At 56.7% G+C, this 18,922-nt stretch carries 12 protein-coding genes; 7 read left to right on the top strand and 5 right to left on the bottom strand.

Translation table 11 applies throughout. The annotated features are described in order from the left end of the window. Positions 1-8: 8 nt before the first annotated feature. The 4 genes from IM273_RS03805 to iroB all read right to left on the bottom strand — a co-directional run bounded on the left by IM273_RS03805 (position 9) and on the right by iroB (position 7,296). The gene (locus IM273_RS03805) at positions 9-965 is read right to left on the bottom strand and encodes an alpha/beta hydrolase (protein ID WP_193050345.1); all 957 of its coding nucleotides are present in this window, start codon (positions 963-965) and stop codon (positions 9-11) included. An 83-nt stretch (positions 966-1,048) separates the two neighbouring features. Further along, positions 1,049-2,278 carry an esterase family protein gene (locus IM273_RS03810; protein WP_193050346.1) on the bottom strand — a complete coding sequence of 410 codons (1,230 nt, stop codon included), beginning with the start codon at positions 2,276-2,278 and terminating at the stop codon, positions 1,049-1,051. 101 nt (positions 2,279-2,379) lie between these two features. Next, positions 2,380-6,039: a salmochelin/enterobactin export ABC transporter IroC gene (gene iroC / locus IM273_RS03815; RefSeq protein ID WP_193050347.1), complete on the bottom strand. Its 3,660-nt coding sequence runs from the start codon at positions 6,037-6,039 to the stop codon at positions 2,380-2,382. Between the two features lie 141 nt (positions 6,040-6,180). Further along, positions 6,181-7,296, bottom strand: coding sequence for a salmochelin biosynthesis C-glycosyltransferase IroB (gene iroB / locus IM273_RS03820; protein WP_017384908.1), 1,116 nt, complete (start codon positions 7,294-7,296; stop codon positions 6,181-6,183). Between the two features lie 670 nt (positions 7,297-7,966). Here iroB and IM273_RS03825 point away from each other — a divergent pair. From IM273_RS03825 to IM273_RS03850, 6 genes are all read left to right on the top strand, one after another. Then, positions 7,967-9,154 carry an efflux RND transporter periplasmic adaptor subunit gene (locus IM273_RS03825; RefSeq protein WP_023303343.1) on the top strand — a complete coding sequence of 396 codons (1,188 nt, stop codon included), beginning with the start codon at positions 7,967-7,969 and terminating at the stop codon, positions 9,152-9,154. Continuing rightward, entirely contained in the window at positions 9,151-11,091 is a 1,941-nt protein-coding gene (locus IM273_RS03830; protein ID WP_023296167.1) for a MacB family efflux pump subunit, read from the top strand. Before IM273_RS03825 ends, IM273_RS03830 begins: the two co-directional genes overlap by 4 nt. A 3-nt stretch (positions 11,092-11,094) precedes the next feature. Continuing rightward, positions 11,095-12,465, top strand: coding sequence for an efflux transporter outer membrane subunit (locus tag IM273_RS03835; RefSeq protein ID WP_193050348.1), 1,371 nt, complete (start codon positions 11,095-11,097; stop codon positions 12,463-12,465). 184 nt (positions 12,466-12,649) lie between these two features. Continuing rightward, positions 12,650-14,026 carry a glycoside hydrolase family 1 protein gene (locus IM273_RS03840; protein ID WP_193050349.1) on the top strand — a complete coding sequence of 459 codons (1,377 nt, stop codon included), beginning with the start codon at positions 12,650-12,652 and terminating at the stop codon, positions 14,024-14,026. A gap of 51 nt (positions 14,027-14,077) precedes the next feature. Further along, entirely contained in the window at positions 14,078-15,400 is a 1,323-nt protein-coding gene (locus IM273_RS03845) for a PTS sugar transporter subunit IIC (protein ID WP_193050350.1), read from the top strand. 15 nt (positions 15,401-15,415) lie between these two features. Next, positions 15,416-16,132 carry a GntR family transcriptional regulator gene (locus tag IM273_RS03850; protein WP_193050351.1) on the top strand — a complete coding sequence of 239 codons (717 nt, stop codon included), beginning with the start codon at positions 15,416-15,418 and terminating at the stop codon, positions 16,130-16,132. A gap of 40 nt (positions 16,133-16,172) precedes the next feature. Here the strand turns inward: IM273_RS03850 and ldtB are convergent, their stop codons facing one another. Then, a complete protein-coding gene (ldtB, locus tag IM273_RS03855) occupies positions 16,173-17,093 on the bottom strand; it encodes a L,D-transpeptidase (RefSeq protein WP_049119881.1) in 921 nt (306 codons plus the stop codon). A gap of 222 nt (positions 17,094-17,315) precedes the next feature. Between ldtB and IM273_RS03860 the strand changes: the two genes are divergently transcribed. Then, positions 17,316-18,911 carry an ABC-F family ATPase gene (locus IM273_RS03860; RefSeq protein ID WP_041910703.1) on the top strand — a complete coding sequence of 532 codons (1,596 nt, stop codon included), beginning with the start codon at positions 17,316-17,318 and terminating at the stop codon, positions 18,909-18,911. Positions 18,912-18,922 lie beyond the last annotated feature (11 nt).

Raw genomic sequence — 18,922 nt, forward strand, 5'->3', positions numbered from 1 at the left:
GGCAGTGTTTAGCGGCTTAATGAATGACAGCCTGCTGTGTTACCTGCGTTTTCACCACTGATATCTAACAGCGCTCCGCGGAAGGAGGCGTTGAACATCGGCCCGTGTCCCTGGTTTGGGAAATCCCAAAAGGCGGCATTGACGCCTTTATCTTCCAGCGTGGCGAGGGTGGCATGAATTTTCGTCAGCACTCCGGCAGCATGCGTTTCCCGGTTATCGCCCGGTGTCGCCGAACCTTCCATTATCATCAGGCGCCTGGCGCAGTGTTGCGACGGCTCAACCGCCGTGATGCGGCTCAGTAGCGCATCATGGCCTCTGCCCAACGACGGGCTGGCGCTGTAATACGTCCGGAAATAAGGGGAAGACAGCCATGCATCCAGCACGAACAGGCCGCCGTAGGAGTGCCCCCACAGGCCGCGACGCTGCCGATCGATATTCAATCCCTGTTCCACCTTTGGCGCTATACGCGTTTCCAGTAACTGGCGGAAGTCGTTGCTACCCCCACTCTTACGGTTAAAACGCCCGTTGCGGGTATCCGTTTTGCCGCTTTCTTCTGCTGGCGTATAGTCGTAGGCCCTGCCGTTGAGATCGAAGGGGAGGTTGGTCTGATACCCGACAGCCACAATCACCGGCGGTGATTTTTCTGCCAGCTGTTTGAGCAGGTCGTCGTTCAGGCGGTCCATAACTGCGTTGCCGTCGAGCATATATAAAATCGGGTAGCCCGACGCCGGTGCGGCTTTATTTGGCACGGCCGTCCATACCCGATAATGGCGGCTGCCATCGGTGGAGTCGAACGAGTTGACGCTGAAATGGTAAAACGCAGAGCCTTTATCGGCGATATTCGGCCCCAGTGGCTGCATATCCGGCTTTGCGAAAGCGTGCGCATTCCAGATAAGGGTGAGACCAGAAAGAAGAGTGACAAGCGCCTTGCGTGAGCGTGTTGGGCGATACTTGCGGGCATACATCTGATGTTTATTCCTTTTCCGCAGGTGACATTTTCTTTATTCAGGAAGCCTGTACAGTTGCCTGAAAGTGTTCGCGGGTCAAGTCAACCCTGGAGTAAACCAAGCCCGTCAATCAGTGCGCCGCGCCACCATGCGTAATCGTGACCCCCGGTATACATTGCGCAATGGCTGTCGACGCCAGCGGTAAGCAACTGCTGATGCAGCCGCTGAACGTGGGGTACCGTCGAACCTTCCAGCGATCCCACGCACAGGCTGATGCGCACGCCCTGCGGCGGGGCAGAAAGCAGATGTTCGCTCACCCATGACGAATCGGTTTCGCTGAACACGTTTGGCCGGCTGGCACCCTCTGGCGTCCACCACATCGAAGGGGAGTGGCTGAGCGCCAGCCCGAACGTTTCCGGTGCGTAACGAGCGGCCATGAGCGCGCTGACCCCGCCGAGGCTCTGTCCGGCCAGCACGGTGCGCGAACGGTCTGCCCACCGCCGCTGTGGGTGTTCGGCGCGGATCGTCGGCAACAACTGGCCGGCGATATCCTTTATCAGCTCGCTGCGCCCGCCGAGTATCGCAGTTCGCTCGTGTTCATCGATATTGTCGATGCCAAGTACAGCCACAGGCACGATGCGTCCGTTGTTTATGGCGGCGTCAATTGCCGCGCATACGCCAAGGTGATCGAACCAGGTTTCACCATCGGGCAGTACCACCAGGCCGAGGGGCTGCGAAACATCAACGTCCGGCAGATAGAGCCGAACCCGGCGCGATTCCCCGGCGAGAGTGCGCGCCGAGGTAAGCAATTGCCCGCTGGGTGACCCGCCGCGCCATTCGGACTGGGCGGGGGCTTTATCAAGCGCCAGCACCGACTCCTGTGTGCTTCCCCGAACGTTGATCCCCGGCGTTTTGTTTAGCGGATCGGCGTGCCCGACGAGGGTAGCAAATCGGCCTCCGGACTGTGCAATCGTCTCGGCCGGGGTGCCGGGGGGGATTTCCACCAGCGAATAGGAGCCGCAGTAGCTTGCGGGTAAACGCAGTGTCAGAGTCCAGATATCCGTCGCGGGAAGGGCGGTCATCATCCCTTTCGCCACGTGCTCTTTATCCGTCACCCGATTCAGACGCAGATAAACGCCCTGTAGAGGGTGCCTGGCGCGCCATAGAAATGTCACATCACGCTCGTCTTTCGCTCCGTCGACTGGCGTCACCAGCGGTACATTTAGCGACTCAGCGTCTCGCCAGAAGTCAGAAAGGTTAGCAATGTGGCCTGCTGCCAGCTGGCTGCGCAGCCTGGCGATAGCAGAGGGATGTTGTTGCATGTTCAGCATTCACTCTCTTTGAATATGAAGGGTGTCAGTATAAATAGCTAAAGCGGCTATTCCGGGAACAGCCGCTTTAGCGCGTGTTTTGTAATGTCTTACGTGCGCAATTACTCTTCCACGATTTCCCCCGTGATGTCGTGCTGGCGATGGGGAACAGAGCTGCCGACGCTGTCATGCCACAAGCGGGTGTAGAGGCCGCCGGCCGCTAACAGCTGTTCGTGGGTGCCGTATTCCGCAAGCTGCCCCTTATCGATAACGGCAATCAGATCGCAGCGCTGCGCGGTGGTCAGACGGTGCGCCACAATCAGCGCCAGGTGCTTCCCGGTGTGCGCGACGTCTGTTAACGATGACATCAATCGCTCTTCGGATGTGCGATCCAGGCGTGACGTGGCTTCATCGAGCAGCAGGATGTGAGCATTCGCCAGTTGTGCGCGGGCCAGCGCAATCAGCTGGCGCTGACCTGCGGACAGATCGGCACCGCCGTTATTCACCGGTGTCCGGAATCCCTGCGGCAGATTGCGCACCGTCTCATACAGCCCTGCCTGTTGAGAGGCAATCTCAACGTCGTCATTGGTACTGGATGGCCGTGAATAACGAATGTTTTCCGCGATATCACCACTAAACAACGCCACATCCTGATCGACCAGCCCAATCTGGCGACGGTAATCGGCAAGCGAGGCATCATCAATTATCCGATCGCCAATGCTGATCCTGCCGTGGGTGGGGGAATACAATCCGGCGATCAGCTTAATCAGCGTTGACTTACCCGCACCGCTGCGACCAACGACCGCGACGACCCTTCCCTCAGGGATTGTCAGGGTAAGTTTGTTCAGCGCGGGTTCAGGGCTGTCGGGATAACTGAACGTGACCTCATCAAGATGCAGCGCGCCGGTGGCGGGCGGTGCGGAAGAGGGCTCGATGTTCTCTGTGCCTTCGGTCGCCAGCAGTTCATTGATATGTTTGCCGCTGGCCGTCGCCTGCTGCCAGGCGTCGACAATTCCTGATAACTGCTGCACTGGCCCATAGAATTGCCCCAGCAGCAGGAAGAAAGCCGCCAGCACCCCGGCGGTCATTTCGCCTTCGGCGACCCGCGATGCACCCACCAGAAGAACGGCGGCATAGGAGGCCTCGGTGCAGAAGGTCAGGAACGGGAAATAGACGGCAAGGTATTTTTGCGCACGTACGCGGGTCGCACGGAACCGATCCGATAACGCGCGCAGCCGGGCGGCTTCCTGTTCCTGCTGGCCATGCGATTGCACAACGCGCAAGCCGGAGACTTTCTCCTGCAGGGTGCTGTTGACTTTGCCTATTTCCAGCCGCGCCTGCGCATAAGCAGGGGAGCTGAGGCGGCGATAAATCCAGGTTGCCAGTGCGACCACTGGCACCGCGCTTAATGCCGTCAGCGCCAAGAGCGGGTCGAGCCAGAACATGGCGGCGGCGATGGCGAACATTGTCACCAGGCTGGTGGCTGCACCGGCAAGGCCGTTTTGCAGAAAGCGGGCGAGAGAGTCCACATCTACGGTCATGCGGGTCAGACGCGAATCGACATGCTTTTCATGCCAGGGGAGACCAAGACGCAGCATATGGCCGAAGCTGCGCAAGCGCACCGTATGCTGGACTGACTCTGCCGCTCTGGCGGCGAAGACTGTCTGTAGTGAATAACAGCACCAGCTCACGGCCACCAGGCACAGGGCGAATAGGGCACAGAGGCCGATAGTCGACATATCGCCTGTGGCAACGCCGGAGTCAATGCCGCGCTGCAGCAGTATAAGTACCCCGACGCCTGCCGCCGAATCGAGGGCGATCAGCAGGGCGGCGATGACGAACATCCACGCCACGGGCTTCAGCAGCGACGTGACTTTGCGGCCTTTACCGGCCAGCGCCTGCTGTACTGCATTTTCCGGCACGCGCGTCATACGGGCGACAAAGCCTTTATCCCCCGTCTGCGCCGCATCGTCTTGTGCCGCTGGTACGGTCGGCCACAATCCGTTAGGCCCACTGTGGGAAGGCGCGAGGAAATCGCCGTCGCCGGTCATCAGCGCGCGGAACGCCGGACAGCGCGCTTCAAGTTCTGCCTGGGTTCCGGTGTCCACCACCCGGCCCTTATCCAGCACCACAATCCGGCTGGCTAACTGAAGCGTCGAACGGCGTCGGGCAATCACCAGCAGCATATGCTTTTCGTCAGCATAGCGACTCAGCGCGGTGTTGATCTCCGCTTCAGTACCGGCATCGACCGCCGAGGTGGTGTCATCGAGGATCAACACTTCCGGCGCGGTAATGAGCGCCCGTGCCAGCGCGATTCGCTGCCTCTGTCCGCCGGAAAGATTCGTACCGCGTTCGGTTAATTGGGTATCGAAACCTTTCGGCAGGGCGTTGATAAAATCGCTGGCTCCTGCTGCCCTCGCCGCGAGGCGAATGTCGTCCGCCGTTGCCTGAGGGTGCCCGTAGGCGATATTTTCCGCCACCGAACCGGCAAACAGAAAAGCATCCTCAAACACAACGCCTACCCGACGACGAAGCGCCTCCAGCCTGAGATCGCGGAGGTTCTGTCGGCCTGCGCTGGTGTTGAGCCATATCTCTCCGGCGCTGGGATCGTAAAAACGCGCCAGCAGCATCAGCAGCGTGGATTTCCCGGAACCCGATGCGCCCACTACCGCCACCGTTTCACCGGCGTGCAGGGAAAAGGAGACATCGCTGAGGATGCGTCTGCCGCCACGGTACTCGAAGCTCATATTCTCCAGTTGCAGCCCGATAACCTGACCGTTAACCGCCTCCGTCCCGTCTTCCATCTGCGAACGGGTGTCGATCAGAGCAAACACGCGCTCCACGGACGCCTGGGTGCGCTGGGCGATAACCAGAAACGATGCCAGTACACGGGTTGGCCCGGTCAGCATCGCGAGGAAGCTGGCAAACGCCACGAAGGTGCCGAGATCGATGCGACCGTGCATAACCGACCAGCCGCCGTAGCACAGCAGGACGATTTGCCCGAGCACCGGTAGCGCCAGCATGGTGGCACCTGGCATCGCCTGCGAGATGGCCGCGCCGATGCGTACCCGCACCATCTGCCGCGACTGGCGATCCAGCCAGCGCGTTTCACGCAGCTCCGCCACGCAGGATTTTACCACTGAGATCTGCGCCAGCACCTCGCGCATATGTTCGGTGAGATTTGCCAGTCGGTCCGAGGCCAGCCCGGTTTGCGCGAAGACCCGGCGACGCGCGCGCAGCGCAGTGATAGCCAGGCATGCCAGTACGCACACGACGATGAGCGTCATGGCGGGTGACATCCACAGCATCACGGCAATGCCGGCAATGTAATAAGTGAACACCGCCAGCGGCACCGGGCACATCTGTAGCAGGGTATGCACCTGCTGCAGATCGCTGTTGGTCCGTGAAATCACCTGCCCGGTGCGCAGTGCGTCCTGGCCTGCGCCGTCAAGTTTTTGAATACTGTCGAATGCCCGTCCTCGCAGGGTGTGCTGCACCCAGAGCGAGAGCTCCCCGGCATAACCGCGGCGCACGTAGTTACCGATGAAATCAAAAAAGGCAATCAGCAATAGCCCGCAGGCCAGCCACGGCAGACGAGTCGGATTGCCCGCCAGCGCGTCGTTCACCGCTTGCCTTGTCAGCAACGGCGTCAGCGCGGCCAGCAGAATGGTCGAGACCGACGCTACCACTACGATGATGCTAAGTTTCTTACGTTCCCAGCACACGCGTGCCAGGCGAACTATCCAAGACCGCGCAGGAGTGGGAGAGTGAGTCGCAGGCATTAAGCCTCCTCCGTCTGTAAAAAATAGGATCCAAGTCGGATCGCTGTGCAAAAAAAAGCGCCAGCCCGATCCGGTCCCGCATTGTTACGGGCGTATCTCCTGGATGTGTGCTGGCGTATGATCGTCATGACGGCGTAGTGGCTACCCTTTCTGTACCCTCGCGATCAGGCTTTTCGCCACCTCGCTCGGACAGGGTTGCGCTGCCATTTCCGCCGCTACCTCTTCAGAGGCGTCGCGAAGCGCGCGATTGTCGAGGAAAGCATTGATCATGCTGCTCGACAGGCCGTCGTCGCCGGGGATGATCCCGCAGCCGCGTTCGACAACAGCGCGGGCATTTACCGGGCGATCGGCACCCTGGCCGAAGACGATCTGTGGAATACCGGCGTGCAGCGCCGTCAGGGTATTGCCCGCGCCACCATGATGAATGAAGCCATCTGCGCCGTTCAGGAAGGCTCCCATGGGTATCCAGTCGACCAGGCGAACATTTGAGGGCAGTGAGCGCAGATCCGACCGCGCATTGGCCGAAAGATGCAGGATGATCTCGGCATCGACTTCACTGGCGGAATCCATCACCCAGGCGATCAGGTCAAGGCCGTCGACCATCGGTTTGACGGTACCGAGACTCACCAGCAGACGTTTACGGTCGGGCGTCCTCTCCCACCACGGTTCCCACACCGCGCCGCCGTTGTACGGGACGTACTGCATGGGAATAATGGGTTCTCCGTCGTTTTCAAGAATGCTCATGCTCGGTGGTGTTACGTCGATCCAGGCCATATCGCGCGGTGCGGCCCCAACGCCGTGGCGATGATAGGCGTCCGCGAGCGAACGCGTTACGCCTTTGATATGCCAGGGCGTATGGCCGAAGCCGACGGTTTGCATTACGACCGGTATATCGTATTTGGCGGCAATCAGAGGCCCGATGACCCCGAGCGGCGGGTAGATGATGAGATCGGGCCGCCAGTGTCCGGCAAACTCCACCAGGTGGTCGGCCATCTCTTCGCTGAAGAATGAGAAGTTGCCCATTTTTGTGCCGATGTTGCTTTCTTTTCGCTGTGCCTCGCGGCGGCGATAGTCAGCTTCAGAATCAAAACCGGGTGCGGCGTCAAATACCACCAGCCCTGCTTCTGCCGCTTTTTGGGCGAATTTTCCTCCGCTGGCGATCAGCACTTCATGGCCGTTAACGCGAAACGCCTGTGCCAGAGACAGCACAGGATACAGCAGCCCATAGAGAGGCGGGCCTACAAACAAAATACGCATGAGAAAATCCCTCTCCGCTTGACGAACTAAATCAGGAAGTCGACGCAGTCATATGCCAGCAGCAGGACGTTAATTTTCGTTAAGCCTGCTTTGACAGACGCTGCGTCCTTTTTGAGTTTCATCAGCCTTACGAACGGTCCTGTCGCTGACTATTCCGTGACGTAGGCTGGTGAATCGGGAATTCCTTGTCCCGGCTTCCATTAACGCTTACGCGCCGTTGTCCTTTTGAACAGCCCAGGCGGCGTCGTGCTGCCACGCCGCGGTGTTCAGATGCATTTGTTGAGTGTGAGACCGTTCAACAAACCTGGAGAGGCTTGTTTCCTGAGACCTCTGTATACCTTGCCAGATAAACCATCAGTGCAAATGCTAATGATAATAATTACTATTATCATATGTGAGTTGCAACTATAATTAAGCACTTAATGCACAATGAATCGATTATGGGAAAAATCGCAGGTGGGGCTCAGCAAAAGGGGACTCTGTGGATTTAGGAACAAAATCCCACGCTTGCGGCGGTTTACAGGCGGACCTGGTGATTCTGTGTAATTGATGGCGGGGGTCTACGATGACGCTACTTCACCAAATAGCGCGGGTTTACCTCCCGTAAATACTGGCGATGTTACTATGATGCCTGATTCACTGCTGTTTATCGTTATGGAAAACCTGCGTAATGTTAACAAAATTCCCTCCCCGACGCGTAATGACCTGTGCTGCGGCTCTGCTAATTATTTTTAGCATCGCCTTGTTCTTCTTCCTGAGAAGCCCCGAGGTTCCTGAGTATGTTACCGCTCCAGTACGCATCGGCGATATTGAAAACGCCGTACTTGCTACCGGTCGAATTGATGCGATTGAGCGGGTCAACGTTGGGGCACAGGTTTCTGGCCAGGTTAAGTCGCTGAAGGTGAAGTTAGGCGATCGTGTCACTAAAGGGCAGCTCATCGCTGAAATTGATGACGTGCCGCAGCGGAATGATTTACGCAACGCAGAAGCTGCTCTCAACGTGGTAAAAGCGGACCTTCAGGCTAAGCAGGCGCAGTTGAAGCAAGCCTCATTGCGTTTTAAGCGCCAGCGCCAGATGTTAAATGAGGATGCCAGCTCGAGAGAAGATTTCGAAACGGCTGAAACCACGCTGGCCAGTACCCGCGCTGAGCTATCGGCACTGAACGCCAAACTCGTCCAGGCGCAAATTGATGTCGACAAGAAAAAGGTCGATTTGGGTTATACAAAAGTTGTTGCTCCCATGGACGGCATTGTTATTGCCGTTGTCACCCAACAGGGCCAAACGGTTAACTCCAGCCAAAGTGCGCCGACCATTATCAAACTCGCACGTCTGGACGTGATGACAATTAAAGCCCAGATCTCTGAGGCGGATATCACGCGAATTTCACCGGGACAGAAAGCCAGATTCACCATTTTCTCTGAGCCGGATAAGCATTATGACGCCACGTTACGTACCGTTGAACTGGCACCTGAGTCGGTTATGAAAGATGATAGCCTTGCCAGCAGTAGCTCAGCCTCAGGGTCAGGCACGTCAAATGCTTCGGTGTACTACAACGCGCTGCTGGATGTCCCTAATCCAGAAAATCGGCTGCGAATTGCCATGACAGCACAGGTGACCTTGCTGGCTGGAGAAGCTAAAAATACGTTACTGGTGCCGATTCAGGCTGTGCACAAGGTGAGTGGCAACAAACAGCAGGTGCAGATATTGACCAGTGATAACCGGCTGGAAACCCGTGAGGTCAAAACCGGCATTACTAACAGTGTGGATATCCAGATCCTGGACGGTGTAAAAGTCGGGGAACATGTTGTGTTATCGCAGCCGGGTGAAAAAGCGCCCGGGGAAGGGTTTGTATCTTGAGTAATATCATAGAACTCAAGGGCATCAGCCGCACTTACAGGAACGGTGGACAGGATCTCACCGTGCTTAAAGGGATTGATTTGACTATCGCTGCTGGGGAGATGGTCGCGATCATCGGCGCCTCCGGTTCCGGTAAGTCAACCCTGATGAATATTATGGGCTGTCTCGATGTCCCTGATTGTGGCGATTACTTTATCAGCGGTCAAAATGCCGCCCAGCTTTCACCTGACGATCTGGCAAGGATCCGCCGTGAGCACATCGGTTTTATCTTCCAGCGTTATCATTTAATGCCCGACCTGAGCGCGTTAAGTAACGTTGAAATTCCGGCGATTTATGCCAACAGTGAGCGCGAAAAGCGCCGTCTGCGCGCGGCGACATTGCTTGGAAGACTCGGGCTGGAAGGTCGTGAACATCATAAGCCGGGAGAGCTTTCAGGCGGCCAGCAGCAGCGTGTGAGTATTGCCCGCTCGCTGATTAACGGCGGTGAAATCATTCTGGCGGATGAACCCACCGGCGCGCTGGATACGCAGTCCGGTCAGGAGGTACTGTCAATACTCAGTGAACTGAATCAGCGTGGCCATACCGTGGTTATGGTGACACATGATATGAAGGTAGCGCAGCATGCTAACCGTATTATTGAGCTGCGTGACGGTGAAATTATTTCTGATACCGGCAGTCGTGTTACCTCCGGGGTTGCCCTTAAACGACCTGACAGCGTTCAGCAAAGCTGGTGGCAAAGTATTGTTGACCGTACCCGTGAATCCCTGCACATGGCGTTAAAAGCGATGAATGCGCATCGCCTGCGCACGACGTTAACCATGACGGGCATTATTTTTGGTATCGCCGCGGTTGTTACGGTGGTGGCACTGGGAGAAGGCGCGAAACAGCGAACCCTTGATAATATCAAGGAGCTTGGAACCAACGTGGTGAGCATCTACCCGGGAAGGGATTTCTTTGACGACAGCACTGAAGCCATTCGTACACTGGTCCCGGCAGACGCCGAAGCATTAGCAAAGCAGGGGTTTGTTGACAGCGTCAGCCCCGAAGTTAACGCTTCCGACAACATTCGCTTTCTGGGTAAATCCGCTACCGCCACGATCAATGGCGTTGGGCGCGATCATTTTCGCGTAAACGGTATTGAACTGTTGCAGGGATCAACTTTCCAAGACGATCGAAATGCCTCGCAGGAAGTCATCATTGATGAAAACGCCCGCAAGGCGTTATTTGACGATGCGGGACTCAAGGCACTTGGGCAAATCGTTTTTCTGGGTTCCGTGCCTGCACGGGTTGTCGGCATCGCCAAAGGGAACAGCCGAAGCTATGCGCCTAATCGCATTAACGTCTGGATGCCTTACAGCACGGTGATGTATCGAATGACAGGAAAACCGGTGTTGACCAGCATCAGCGTAAGGCTTAAGGATGATGTTGCCAACGAGGCAGCGGTCAGCGCTATTTCTCAGCTTCTCACTCAACGCCACGGCGTGAAAGACTTCCAGCTTTATAATTTCGAGCAGATTCGACAATCAATCGAACGGACCTCAATGACCTTTAGCATCCTGATTCTGATGGTGGCCTGCATCTCGCTGATGATCGGCAGCATTGGGGTGATGAATATCATGCTGGTGTCGGTCACGGAACGGACCCATGAGATTGGCGTACGAATGGCGGTCGGTGCGCGTCAGGGCGATATCATGCAGCAGTTTATGATTGAGGCTGTGCTGGTATGTCTAATAGGCGGAGTGTTAGGTATTGCACTGTCGTATGCCGCCGGAGCGCTGTTCACCGCGCTGGCAGGGGGCATTTTCACCGCCATTTATTCGTGGCAGGCCGCTGCTGCCGCATTCTTCTGCTCAACTTTAATCGGCATGATCTTTGGTTATCTCCCTGCCCGCAAGGCAGCAAGGATGGATCCGGTCGTTTCACTGGCCAGCGAGTAACCCATGAAAATATTATCCCCTTTAACGGTATGCCTTGCTGTCCTGCTTAGTGCTGGCTGCGCCGACTCTCTGAAAAGCGACTATCAACCTCCTGAGGTGAAATACCCTGCCAACTGGTATCAGGCGGATGCTGCGGAGGAGAGGATGCCGTTCGACTGGCAGGCCTTTAACGATCCAGACCTCGACGGCTGGCTGCGGCAGGTGATGGTGCGCAATAACGATGTCGCTGGAGCAGTATTGCGTGTTTATCGCGCCCGCCTGGAAGAAGAGCGGATTGGCATCACAAACGATCCGGGACTAAAAGGTTCGCTCGCGCTTGACGGTAAAAAACAGCTGAACAGCTCAGCCAACTGGAGCAGGGGCAGCGTTGCCAGTATTAATACCAGCTATGAGCTGGATCTGTGGGGCAAAATAGCGCGGCAGCGCGATGCGAAGGCGTGGGCACGTTTTGCCTCGGAAGAGGATCTGCGTTCTGCACGCCTGACGCTGCTTTCAAATGCCAGTAATAATTACTGGCGCTTAGGCTTTATTAACCAGCAGCTGTCTGTCCTGCAACAAAGCATCAACTATGCAAAAGAGACGCTGCGCCTGGCTAACGCGCGTTATGCCGCGGGCGGTGCCTCCTCTCTGGATGTTGTGGATGCTCAGCAGGGCGTGCTTTCGCAGGAAAACAAGCTGGCGGCGTTGAAGAATGAACGTTTACAGGCGCTCAATCAGCAAGCCGTTTTGCTTGGAACCGCGCCGGGCAGCGCGATAGTCGAACCGAAAGCGTTACCAATGGGACCACTGCCGCAGGTCAGTGGAAAGATCCCGGTCAACGTGCTGCGGCATCGACCCGATATCAGCGCTAAAGAGTGGCGGGTACGGGAAGCATTGGCCACCGTTGATGTCCAGCGTACTGCATTTTATCCAGCGTTTAGTCTGACCGGCTCGCTTGGCACCAGCAGCAGCAGCCTTATGGCCTTCCTGGAAAATCCTGTAGGCTCTGTTGGAGCAAACCTGACCCTGCCGTTCCTGGAATGGAGAGAAAGGGGCATGGACGTGAAGATTGCCCGCAACGACTACGAGCAACGGGTTCTGGAGTTTAAACAGGAACTTTACAAGGCGATGAGTAGCATAGAAGATGCGCTTGCTTTGCGTCATCAACTCCTGGAACAGGAGACGCTTCTACGTGAAGGCCTGGAACTGGCGAAAAAATCAGAGAGGCTAAACGAAGTTCGCTATCGCCAGGGCGCGGTGCGAATTTCTTTCTGGCTTGATGCTCAGGAGAAACGCCGTCAGGCTGAACTGGCACTGTATGAAAATCGCTTTAACCAGTTAAATAATCTGGCAAAAATCTATTTGGAGTTCGGCGGTTCGGTATCTTTTCCCTGAATTGCGCAGACTCATTTACGTCTGGCAGCAATAGGACTTGCTGCCAGGGCGCAGTTCGCAAGACATCCCTCGTCATTATTCAAACCCATCTCACAAAAATCGTTCCTCCCCTTTGATCGAAATTTCATCTCCGACTATATGACTAGTCATATCATTTAAATGACTAGTCATATAGGAGGCAACCATGAATCAATCACTGCCAGCCAACTTCTTATGGGGCAACTCGGTGTCGAGCATGCAGACGGAAGGGGCCTGGAATGTGGGCGGAAAGGGGATGTCGGTGTACGACATTCGCGAAGCTGGAGAAAACATCTCCGACTGGAAAGTGGCCACCGACTCCTACCACCGCTACCGGGAAGATTTCGACCTGATGCAGGATCTGGGCATGAACTGCTACCGCTTCCAGATCTCCTGGAGCCGCGTCTGCCCGCAGGGCGACGGCGCGTTCAACGACGAGGGCATCGCCTTTTACGACCGCTTTATTGACGATCTCATCGCCCGCGGCATCGAGCCGATGGTCTGCCTCTACCACTTCGACATGCCGCTGGCGCTGGCGCAGGAGTACAACGGCTTCAACGATCGCCGCGTGGTGGAGGCTTTTATCCGCTACGGCAAAAAGATGATCGACTGCTTCGGCGACCGGGTAAAGTACTGGCTGACCTTTAACGAGCAGAACATCTTCCATATGCCGGAAGCGTTCCGCATTTCCGGCTATATGAAAGGCGAGAAAACCCTGCGCGAGCTGTATGAGCTTCAGCACCATGCGATGGTGGCGCACATGTCGCTGACCGAATACCTGCACCAGACGAAACCGGGTCAGCTAATGGGCGGCATGCTGGCACACCAGCTGATCTATCCGGCCACCTGCAAGCCGCGCGATATCTTCTGCGCCCAGCAGTATGACGAATTCCTCAACCAGAACCTGCTGCGCGTCTTTGCCGGTCAGGGCTACAGCCCGGCGGTGATGGCGGTGGTAGAGCAGGAGGGCTTCGGTGATATCTATCGCGCCGACGATCTCGCTCTGTTTGCCCGCACGAAAAATGACTTTATGGCCTTCAGCTACTACGCCAGCAAAACGCTGGACAGCGATGCGATCCCGGAAGGCACGCCGGTCAACTATTACCTGCTGCACGGTGAGAAAAATAACCCGTACCTGAAGGCCACCGAGTGGAACTGGCAGATCGACCCGCTCGGTTTTCGCACCATCATCACGCGTTATGCCAACGACTGGCGCATGCCGGTCTTCCCGATTGAAAACGGTATTGGGGTGATTGAGTCCTGGGACGGGATCAACCCGATTGAGGACACCTACCGCATCGACTACCACCGGGCGCATATCGAGGCCATGAAGGAAGCCATGTTCGAGGATGGCGCAGAGGTCATTGGCTATCTCGGCTGGGGGTTAATTGACATTCTCAGCTCGCAGGGGGACATGCGTAAGCGCTACGGCGTGGTCTATGTCAACCGCGAGAATCATGACCTGAAAGACCTTAAGCGCGTGCCGAAGAAGAGCTACGCGTGGTTAAAACAGGTTATCCATACCAACGGACGCGAGATGTAAGCCGTACGCTGCCGGGCCGTTTTTGTGACTGATTGATGGGAACACTCCGCTATGTCTGAAGCAAAAATAACACCGCACATGCAGTCTTTTGTCGACAAATTTGTTGAGTTCTCGGCGCGCCTGGCAAACCAGGTGCACCTGCGCTCCCTGCGCGACGCCTTCGCCACGGTGATGCCGATTTTCATCCTCGCCGGTCTGGCGGTGCTGGTGAACAACGTGGTGTTCCCGTGGATTTTTGAGGGCGACACGCTCACACAGTTTAAGGTGTGGGGCGAGGCGATTATTAACGGCACGCTGAACATCGCCGCGCTGCTGCTGGCGCCGATGATTGCCTGGTCGCTGGCGCGCAACAAAGATTTCGACAATCCGGTCTCGGCAGTGGTTATCGCCGTCAGCAGCTTTATCATCATGATGCCGATGCGCTTACAGGTTACGCCCGTTGGCAGCGACGCTCCGGTCAGCGTGACGCAGGTGCTGACGTTCGCCAATATCGGCTCCACCGGGATCTTCGCCGGGGTGCTGATTGGCCTGCTTTCCACCGAGCTGTTCATCGCCATTTCGCGGCTGAAGGCGCTGCACATTTCGCTGGGGGAAAACGTGCCCCCGGCGGTGAGCAAATCCTTTACCGCGCTGATCCCAACCATTCTTACCTTGTCGGTGTTCGCCGTGCTGGCGGCGCTGCTGGCGAACGTGCTGCATACGGATCTGATCCATCTCATTACGACCTTTATCCAGCAGCCGCTGCGGCTGATCAACACCAGCCTGCCGGGGACGATTTTCATCTACAGCTTCGGCAACTTCCTGTTCACGCTCGGTATTCATCAGTCGGTGGTCAACAGCGTGGTGCTGGAGCCGTTTCTGCTGATTAACACCAACGAGAACATGCTGGCCTTCGCCAACGGTCAGCCGATCCCGCACATCATCAACAACATTTTCGTGCCGACGTTTGGCATGGTGGGCGGTACGGGCAGCACGATCTCGCTGCTGATCGCCATCTTTATCTTCTCGCGGCAACAATCGGCGAAGCAGGTGGCGCGTCTGTCGTTGGCACCTGGCTTATTCAACATCAACGAGCCGGTGATTTTCGGCCTGCCGATCGTCTTTAACCTGCCGCTGATGATCCCGTTTGTGCTGCTGCCCGCCATCGGCATTTACTTCGCCTGGCTCTGCACCACGCTGGGGTTAATGTCCCGCTGCGTGGTGATGATCCCGTGGACCACGCCGCCGATCCTCAGCGCCTGGCTGGCGACGGCGGGGGACTGGCGCGCCGTGGTGGTCCAGTTGGCAATCATCGTATTTGGTGTATTCTTCTACCTGCCTTTCCTCAAAATTGCCGAGCGAGTGGCCTTGAAAAACAGCGGGATAGAAAACTAACAGAAAGGAAGGACGATGGCGGCGAAGTACATCACCATAGCGCGGGAAATTAAGAAACGCATTATCAGCCAGCAGTACGCCGCCAACGAACCCCTGCCGGACCAGTTTGCACTGGCGGCGGAGTTCAGCACCAGCCGGATGACTATTCAGCAGGCGATGCGCCAGCTGATCGTCGAAGGGCTGGTCTACACCCGTCAGGGGCAGGGGACGTTCATCCGCAAAAACTTCCTCCAGCTCTCGCAGTGGGATCTCTCCGGCAGCGACTACTTTGGCGCGACCAAAACCTGGGCGCATCTGGGCACGGTTACCAGCCAGGTGGTGCATTTCGAACTGCGCTTCCCGAACGAAAAAGAGCAGGCGTCGCTGATGATTAACGCCGATGCGCCGATCTACGACTTCATTCGCCTGCGCTTGCTGAACGGCGAACCGATGTCGCTGGATTCCACGGCGATGCCGATGAATCTGGTGCCGGGCCTGACGAAAAACCACCTTGAAGGGTCAGTCTTTCAGTACGTTCAGGAAACCCTGGGGCTGAAAATTATGGGGTCATACCGGGTCGTGCGGGCGCTAAAGCCCAGCGCGCTGGACAGAGAGCATCTGGTCTGTGAGGAAACCGATCCGGTGCTGGAGGTGGAGCAGGTCATTTATCTGGAAGATGGCACGCCGCTGGAGTATGCCCACTGCCACTATCGCTACGACCACGGCGGGATTGTGATCGTGAATAACGGATAAAAAAAGCGGGCCTCGAGGCCCGCTTTTTTGATGCGCGTGATTAGTTCAGACGCACCGGCATACCGGAACGGTTCTGAATCGCCTGGTCGACGATGGTGGTTTCCACGTCTGGCTGAGAGGTCACGGCCTGCACCGCGCTGTTCAGCGTAATCGGCACGATCTCGTTGTTGTTGATCTGGTCTTCGCTGGTAGAGAGCGGGTTGTGCACTTCGATGTAGCGGCTGCCGTCTGGCTCAGACGTCGCTTTCACCGGTTCGTTGATGAACTGCACGCGCGTACCGACCGGCACGTTTTCGAACAGGAACTTGATGTCGTCGTTACGCAGGCGCACGCAGCCGTGGCTCACGCGCAGGCCGATACCGAAGTTGGCGTTGGTGCCGTGGATGGCGTACAGACGACCAATGTACAGCGCGTACAGGCCCATCGGGTTATCCGGGCCGGCTGGCACAACGGCGGGCAGCGGCTCGCCCGCAGCGATGTATTCCGCGTGCATTTTTGCCGTCGGCGTCCAGGTTGGGCCTGCTTTCTTACGCTCTACTTTGGTGGTCCAGTTCAGCGGGGTGTCTTTACCCAGCTGGCCGATACCGATTGGCAGCACGATAACGGTGTTGGTGCCTTTCGGGTAGTAATACAGACGCATTTCGGCGCTGTTAATCACGATGCCTTCATGAACGGTATCCGGCAGGATCAGCTGCTGAGGAATATTCAGCACGGTACCTGCTTTTGGCAGATACGGGTCAACGCCCGGGTTCGCTTCCAGCATGTTGGACAGGCCCAGCTGGTACTGCGCGGCGAAATACTCCAGCGGCTGAGAGTTACCCTCAGGCACCGTCACCACCTGGTTTTGACCCACCAGACGGCTTCCGTCTGTCGGCAGGGGATACGTCACCGCAGACGCGGTCTTACAAAAACCTACTACGGCTAACGCCGCCGCAAAAAGCGTTGTTAATTTCATGTTCATGTTGTGCGAGGTATCTAAGCCATTCAGGCGATGAGTTGATAAGTCTGAATCTGTGATGGGAGCGCATTATATGTGCATTCCCGCTAACAGGGAATTCAGATGTGTACGAAATCACATTTTTTTCGATTTTGTTAAAGTTTAGTGGATTGCCGCAACACGGGATCTCAATTCGGAATTGTGGCATAATGCCGTGTTTATCACACTTTTCGCAGGAATCTCTCCGTGTTAGTTACCAGCAACGTCACTATGCAGTTTGGCAGTAAGCCGCTGTTCGAAAACATTTCCGTCAAATTTGGCGGCGGCAACCGTTACGGCCTGATTGGTGCCAACGGTAGCGGAAAATCCACCTTTATGAAGATCCTCGGCGGCGATTTAGAGCCGACGCTGGGCAACGTGTCGCTCGATCCGAACGAGCGTATCGGTAAGCTGCGTCAGGATCAGTTCGCCTTCGAAGAGTTCACCGTGCTCGACACCGTGATCATGGGGCACGCGGAGCTGTGGGAAGTGAAGCAGGAGCGCGATCGTATCTACGGTCTCGCCGAAATGAGCGAAGAAGACGGCTATAAAGTGGCCGATCTGGAAACGCAGTACGGCGAAATGGACGGCTACTCTGCGGAAGCGCGTGCGGGCGAACTGCTGCTGGGCGTCGGTATTCCGGTTGAACAACATTACGGCCCGATGAGCGAAGTCGCGCCAGGCTGGAAGCTGCGCGTGCTGCTGGCGCAGGCGCTGTTCTCTAACCCGGACATCCTGCTGCTCGACGAACCAACGAACAACCTGGATATCGACACCATCCGCTGGCTGGAGCAGACGCTGAACGACCGCGACAGCACCATGATCATCATCTCGCACGACCGTCACTTCCTGAACATGGTCTGTACGCACATGGCGGATCTGGACTACGGCGAGCTGCGCGTTTATCCGGGCAACTACGACGAGTACATGACGGCGGCCACCCAGGCGCGCGAGCGTCTGCTGGCAGATAACGCCAAGAAGAAAGCGCAGATTGCGGACCTGCAGTCCTTCGTCAGCCGCTTCAGCGCCAACGCCTCTAAATCCCGTCAGGCAACCTCGCGTGCGCGTCAGATCGACAAAATCAAGCTGGAAGAGGTTAAAGCCTCCAGCCGTCAGAACCCGTTCATCCGCTTCGAGCAGGACAAGAAGCTGTTCCGTAACGCGCTGGAAGTGGAAGCCCTTACCAAAGGCTTTGATGAAGGCCCGCTGTTTAAAAACTTCAACCTGCTGCTGGAAGTGGGTGAGAAGATTGCCATTCTGGGCGCCAACGGCGTGGGTAAATCTACCCTGCTGAAAACCCTGGTGGGTGAACTGCAGCCGGACAACGGCACCGTGAAGTGGTCCGAGAACGCGCAGATTGGCTACTACGCGCAGGACCATGAATACGAGTTCGAAAACGATTTGACCGTCTTCGACTGGATGAGCCAGTGGAAGCAGGAAGGTGACGACGAGCAGGCGGTGCGCAGCATTCTGGGGCGTCTGCTGTTTAGCCAGGACGACATCAAAAAGCCCGCCAAAGTGCTCTCCGGTGGTGAAAAAGGCCGCATGCTGTTCGGCAAGCTGATGATGGAAAAACCGAATATCCTGGTGATGGACGAACCGACCAACCACCTGGACATGGAATCGATCGAATCGCTGAACATGGCGCTGGAGATGTATCAGGGCACCCTGATCTTCGTCTCTCACGACCGAGAGTTCGTCAGCTCACTGGCGACCCGCGTGATCGAAATTACGCCAGAGCGCGTGGTGGACTTCACCGGTAACTACGAAGATTACCTGCGCAGCAAAGGTATCGACGGCTAATTTCCCGTCGT

The organism is Enterobacter cloacae complex sp. P13B, assembly GCF_014895915.1.
GTDB classification, from domain to species: Bacteria; Pseudomonadota; Gammaproteobacteria; order Enterobacterales; family Enterobacteriaceae; genus Enterobacter; species Enterobacter bugandensis.

What these genes read in the sequence shown, in the direction of transcription:
- IM273_RS03805 (WP_193050345.1), bottom strand. Translation starts at nt 965, where the DNA reads ATGTATGCCCGCAAGTATCGCCCAACACGCTCACGCAAGGCGCTTGTC.
- IM273_RS03810 (WP_193050346.1), bottom strand. Translation starts at nt 2,278, where the DNA reads ATGCTGAACATGCAACAACATCCCTCTGCTATCGCCAGGCTGCGCAGC.
- iroC (WP_193050347.1), bottom strand. Translation starts at nt 6,039, where the DNA reads ATGCCTGCGACTCACTCTCCCACTCCTGCGCGGTCTTGGATAGTTCGC.
- iroB (WP_017384908.1), bottom strand. Translation starts at nt 7,296, where the DNA reads ATGCGTATTTTGTTTGTAGGCCCGCCTCTCTATGGGCTGCTGTATCCT.
- IM273_RS03825 (WP_023303343.1), top strand. Translation starts at nt 7,967, where the DNA reads ATGTTAACAAAATTCCCTCCCCGACGCGTAATGACCTGTGCTGCGGCT.
- IM273_RS03835 (WP_193050348.1), top strand. Translation starts at nt 11,095, where the DNA reads ATGAAAATATTATCCCCTTTAACGGTATGCCTTGCTGTCCTGCTTAGT.
- IM273_RS03840 (WP_193050349.1), top strand. Translation starts at nt 12,650, where the DNA reads ATGAATCAATCACTGCCAGCCAACTTCTTATGGGGCAACTCGGTGTCG.
- IM273_RS03845 (WP_193050350.1), top strand. Translation starts at nt 14,078, where the DNA reads ATGTCTGAAGCAAAAATAACACCGCACATGCAGTCTTTTGTCGACAAA.
- IM273_RS03850 (WP_193050351.1), top strand. Translation starts at nt 15,416, where the DNA reads ATGGCGGCGAAGTACATCACCATAGCGCGGGAAATTAAGAAACGCATT.
- ldtB (WP_049119881.1), bottom strand. Translation starts at nt 17,093, where the DNA reads ATGAACATGAAATTAACAACGCTTTTTGCGGCGGCGTTAGCCGTAGTA.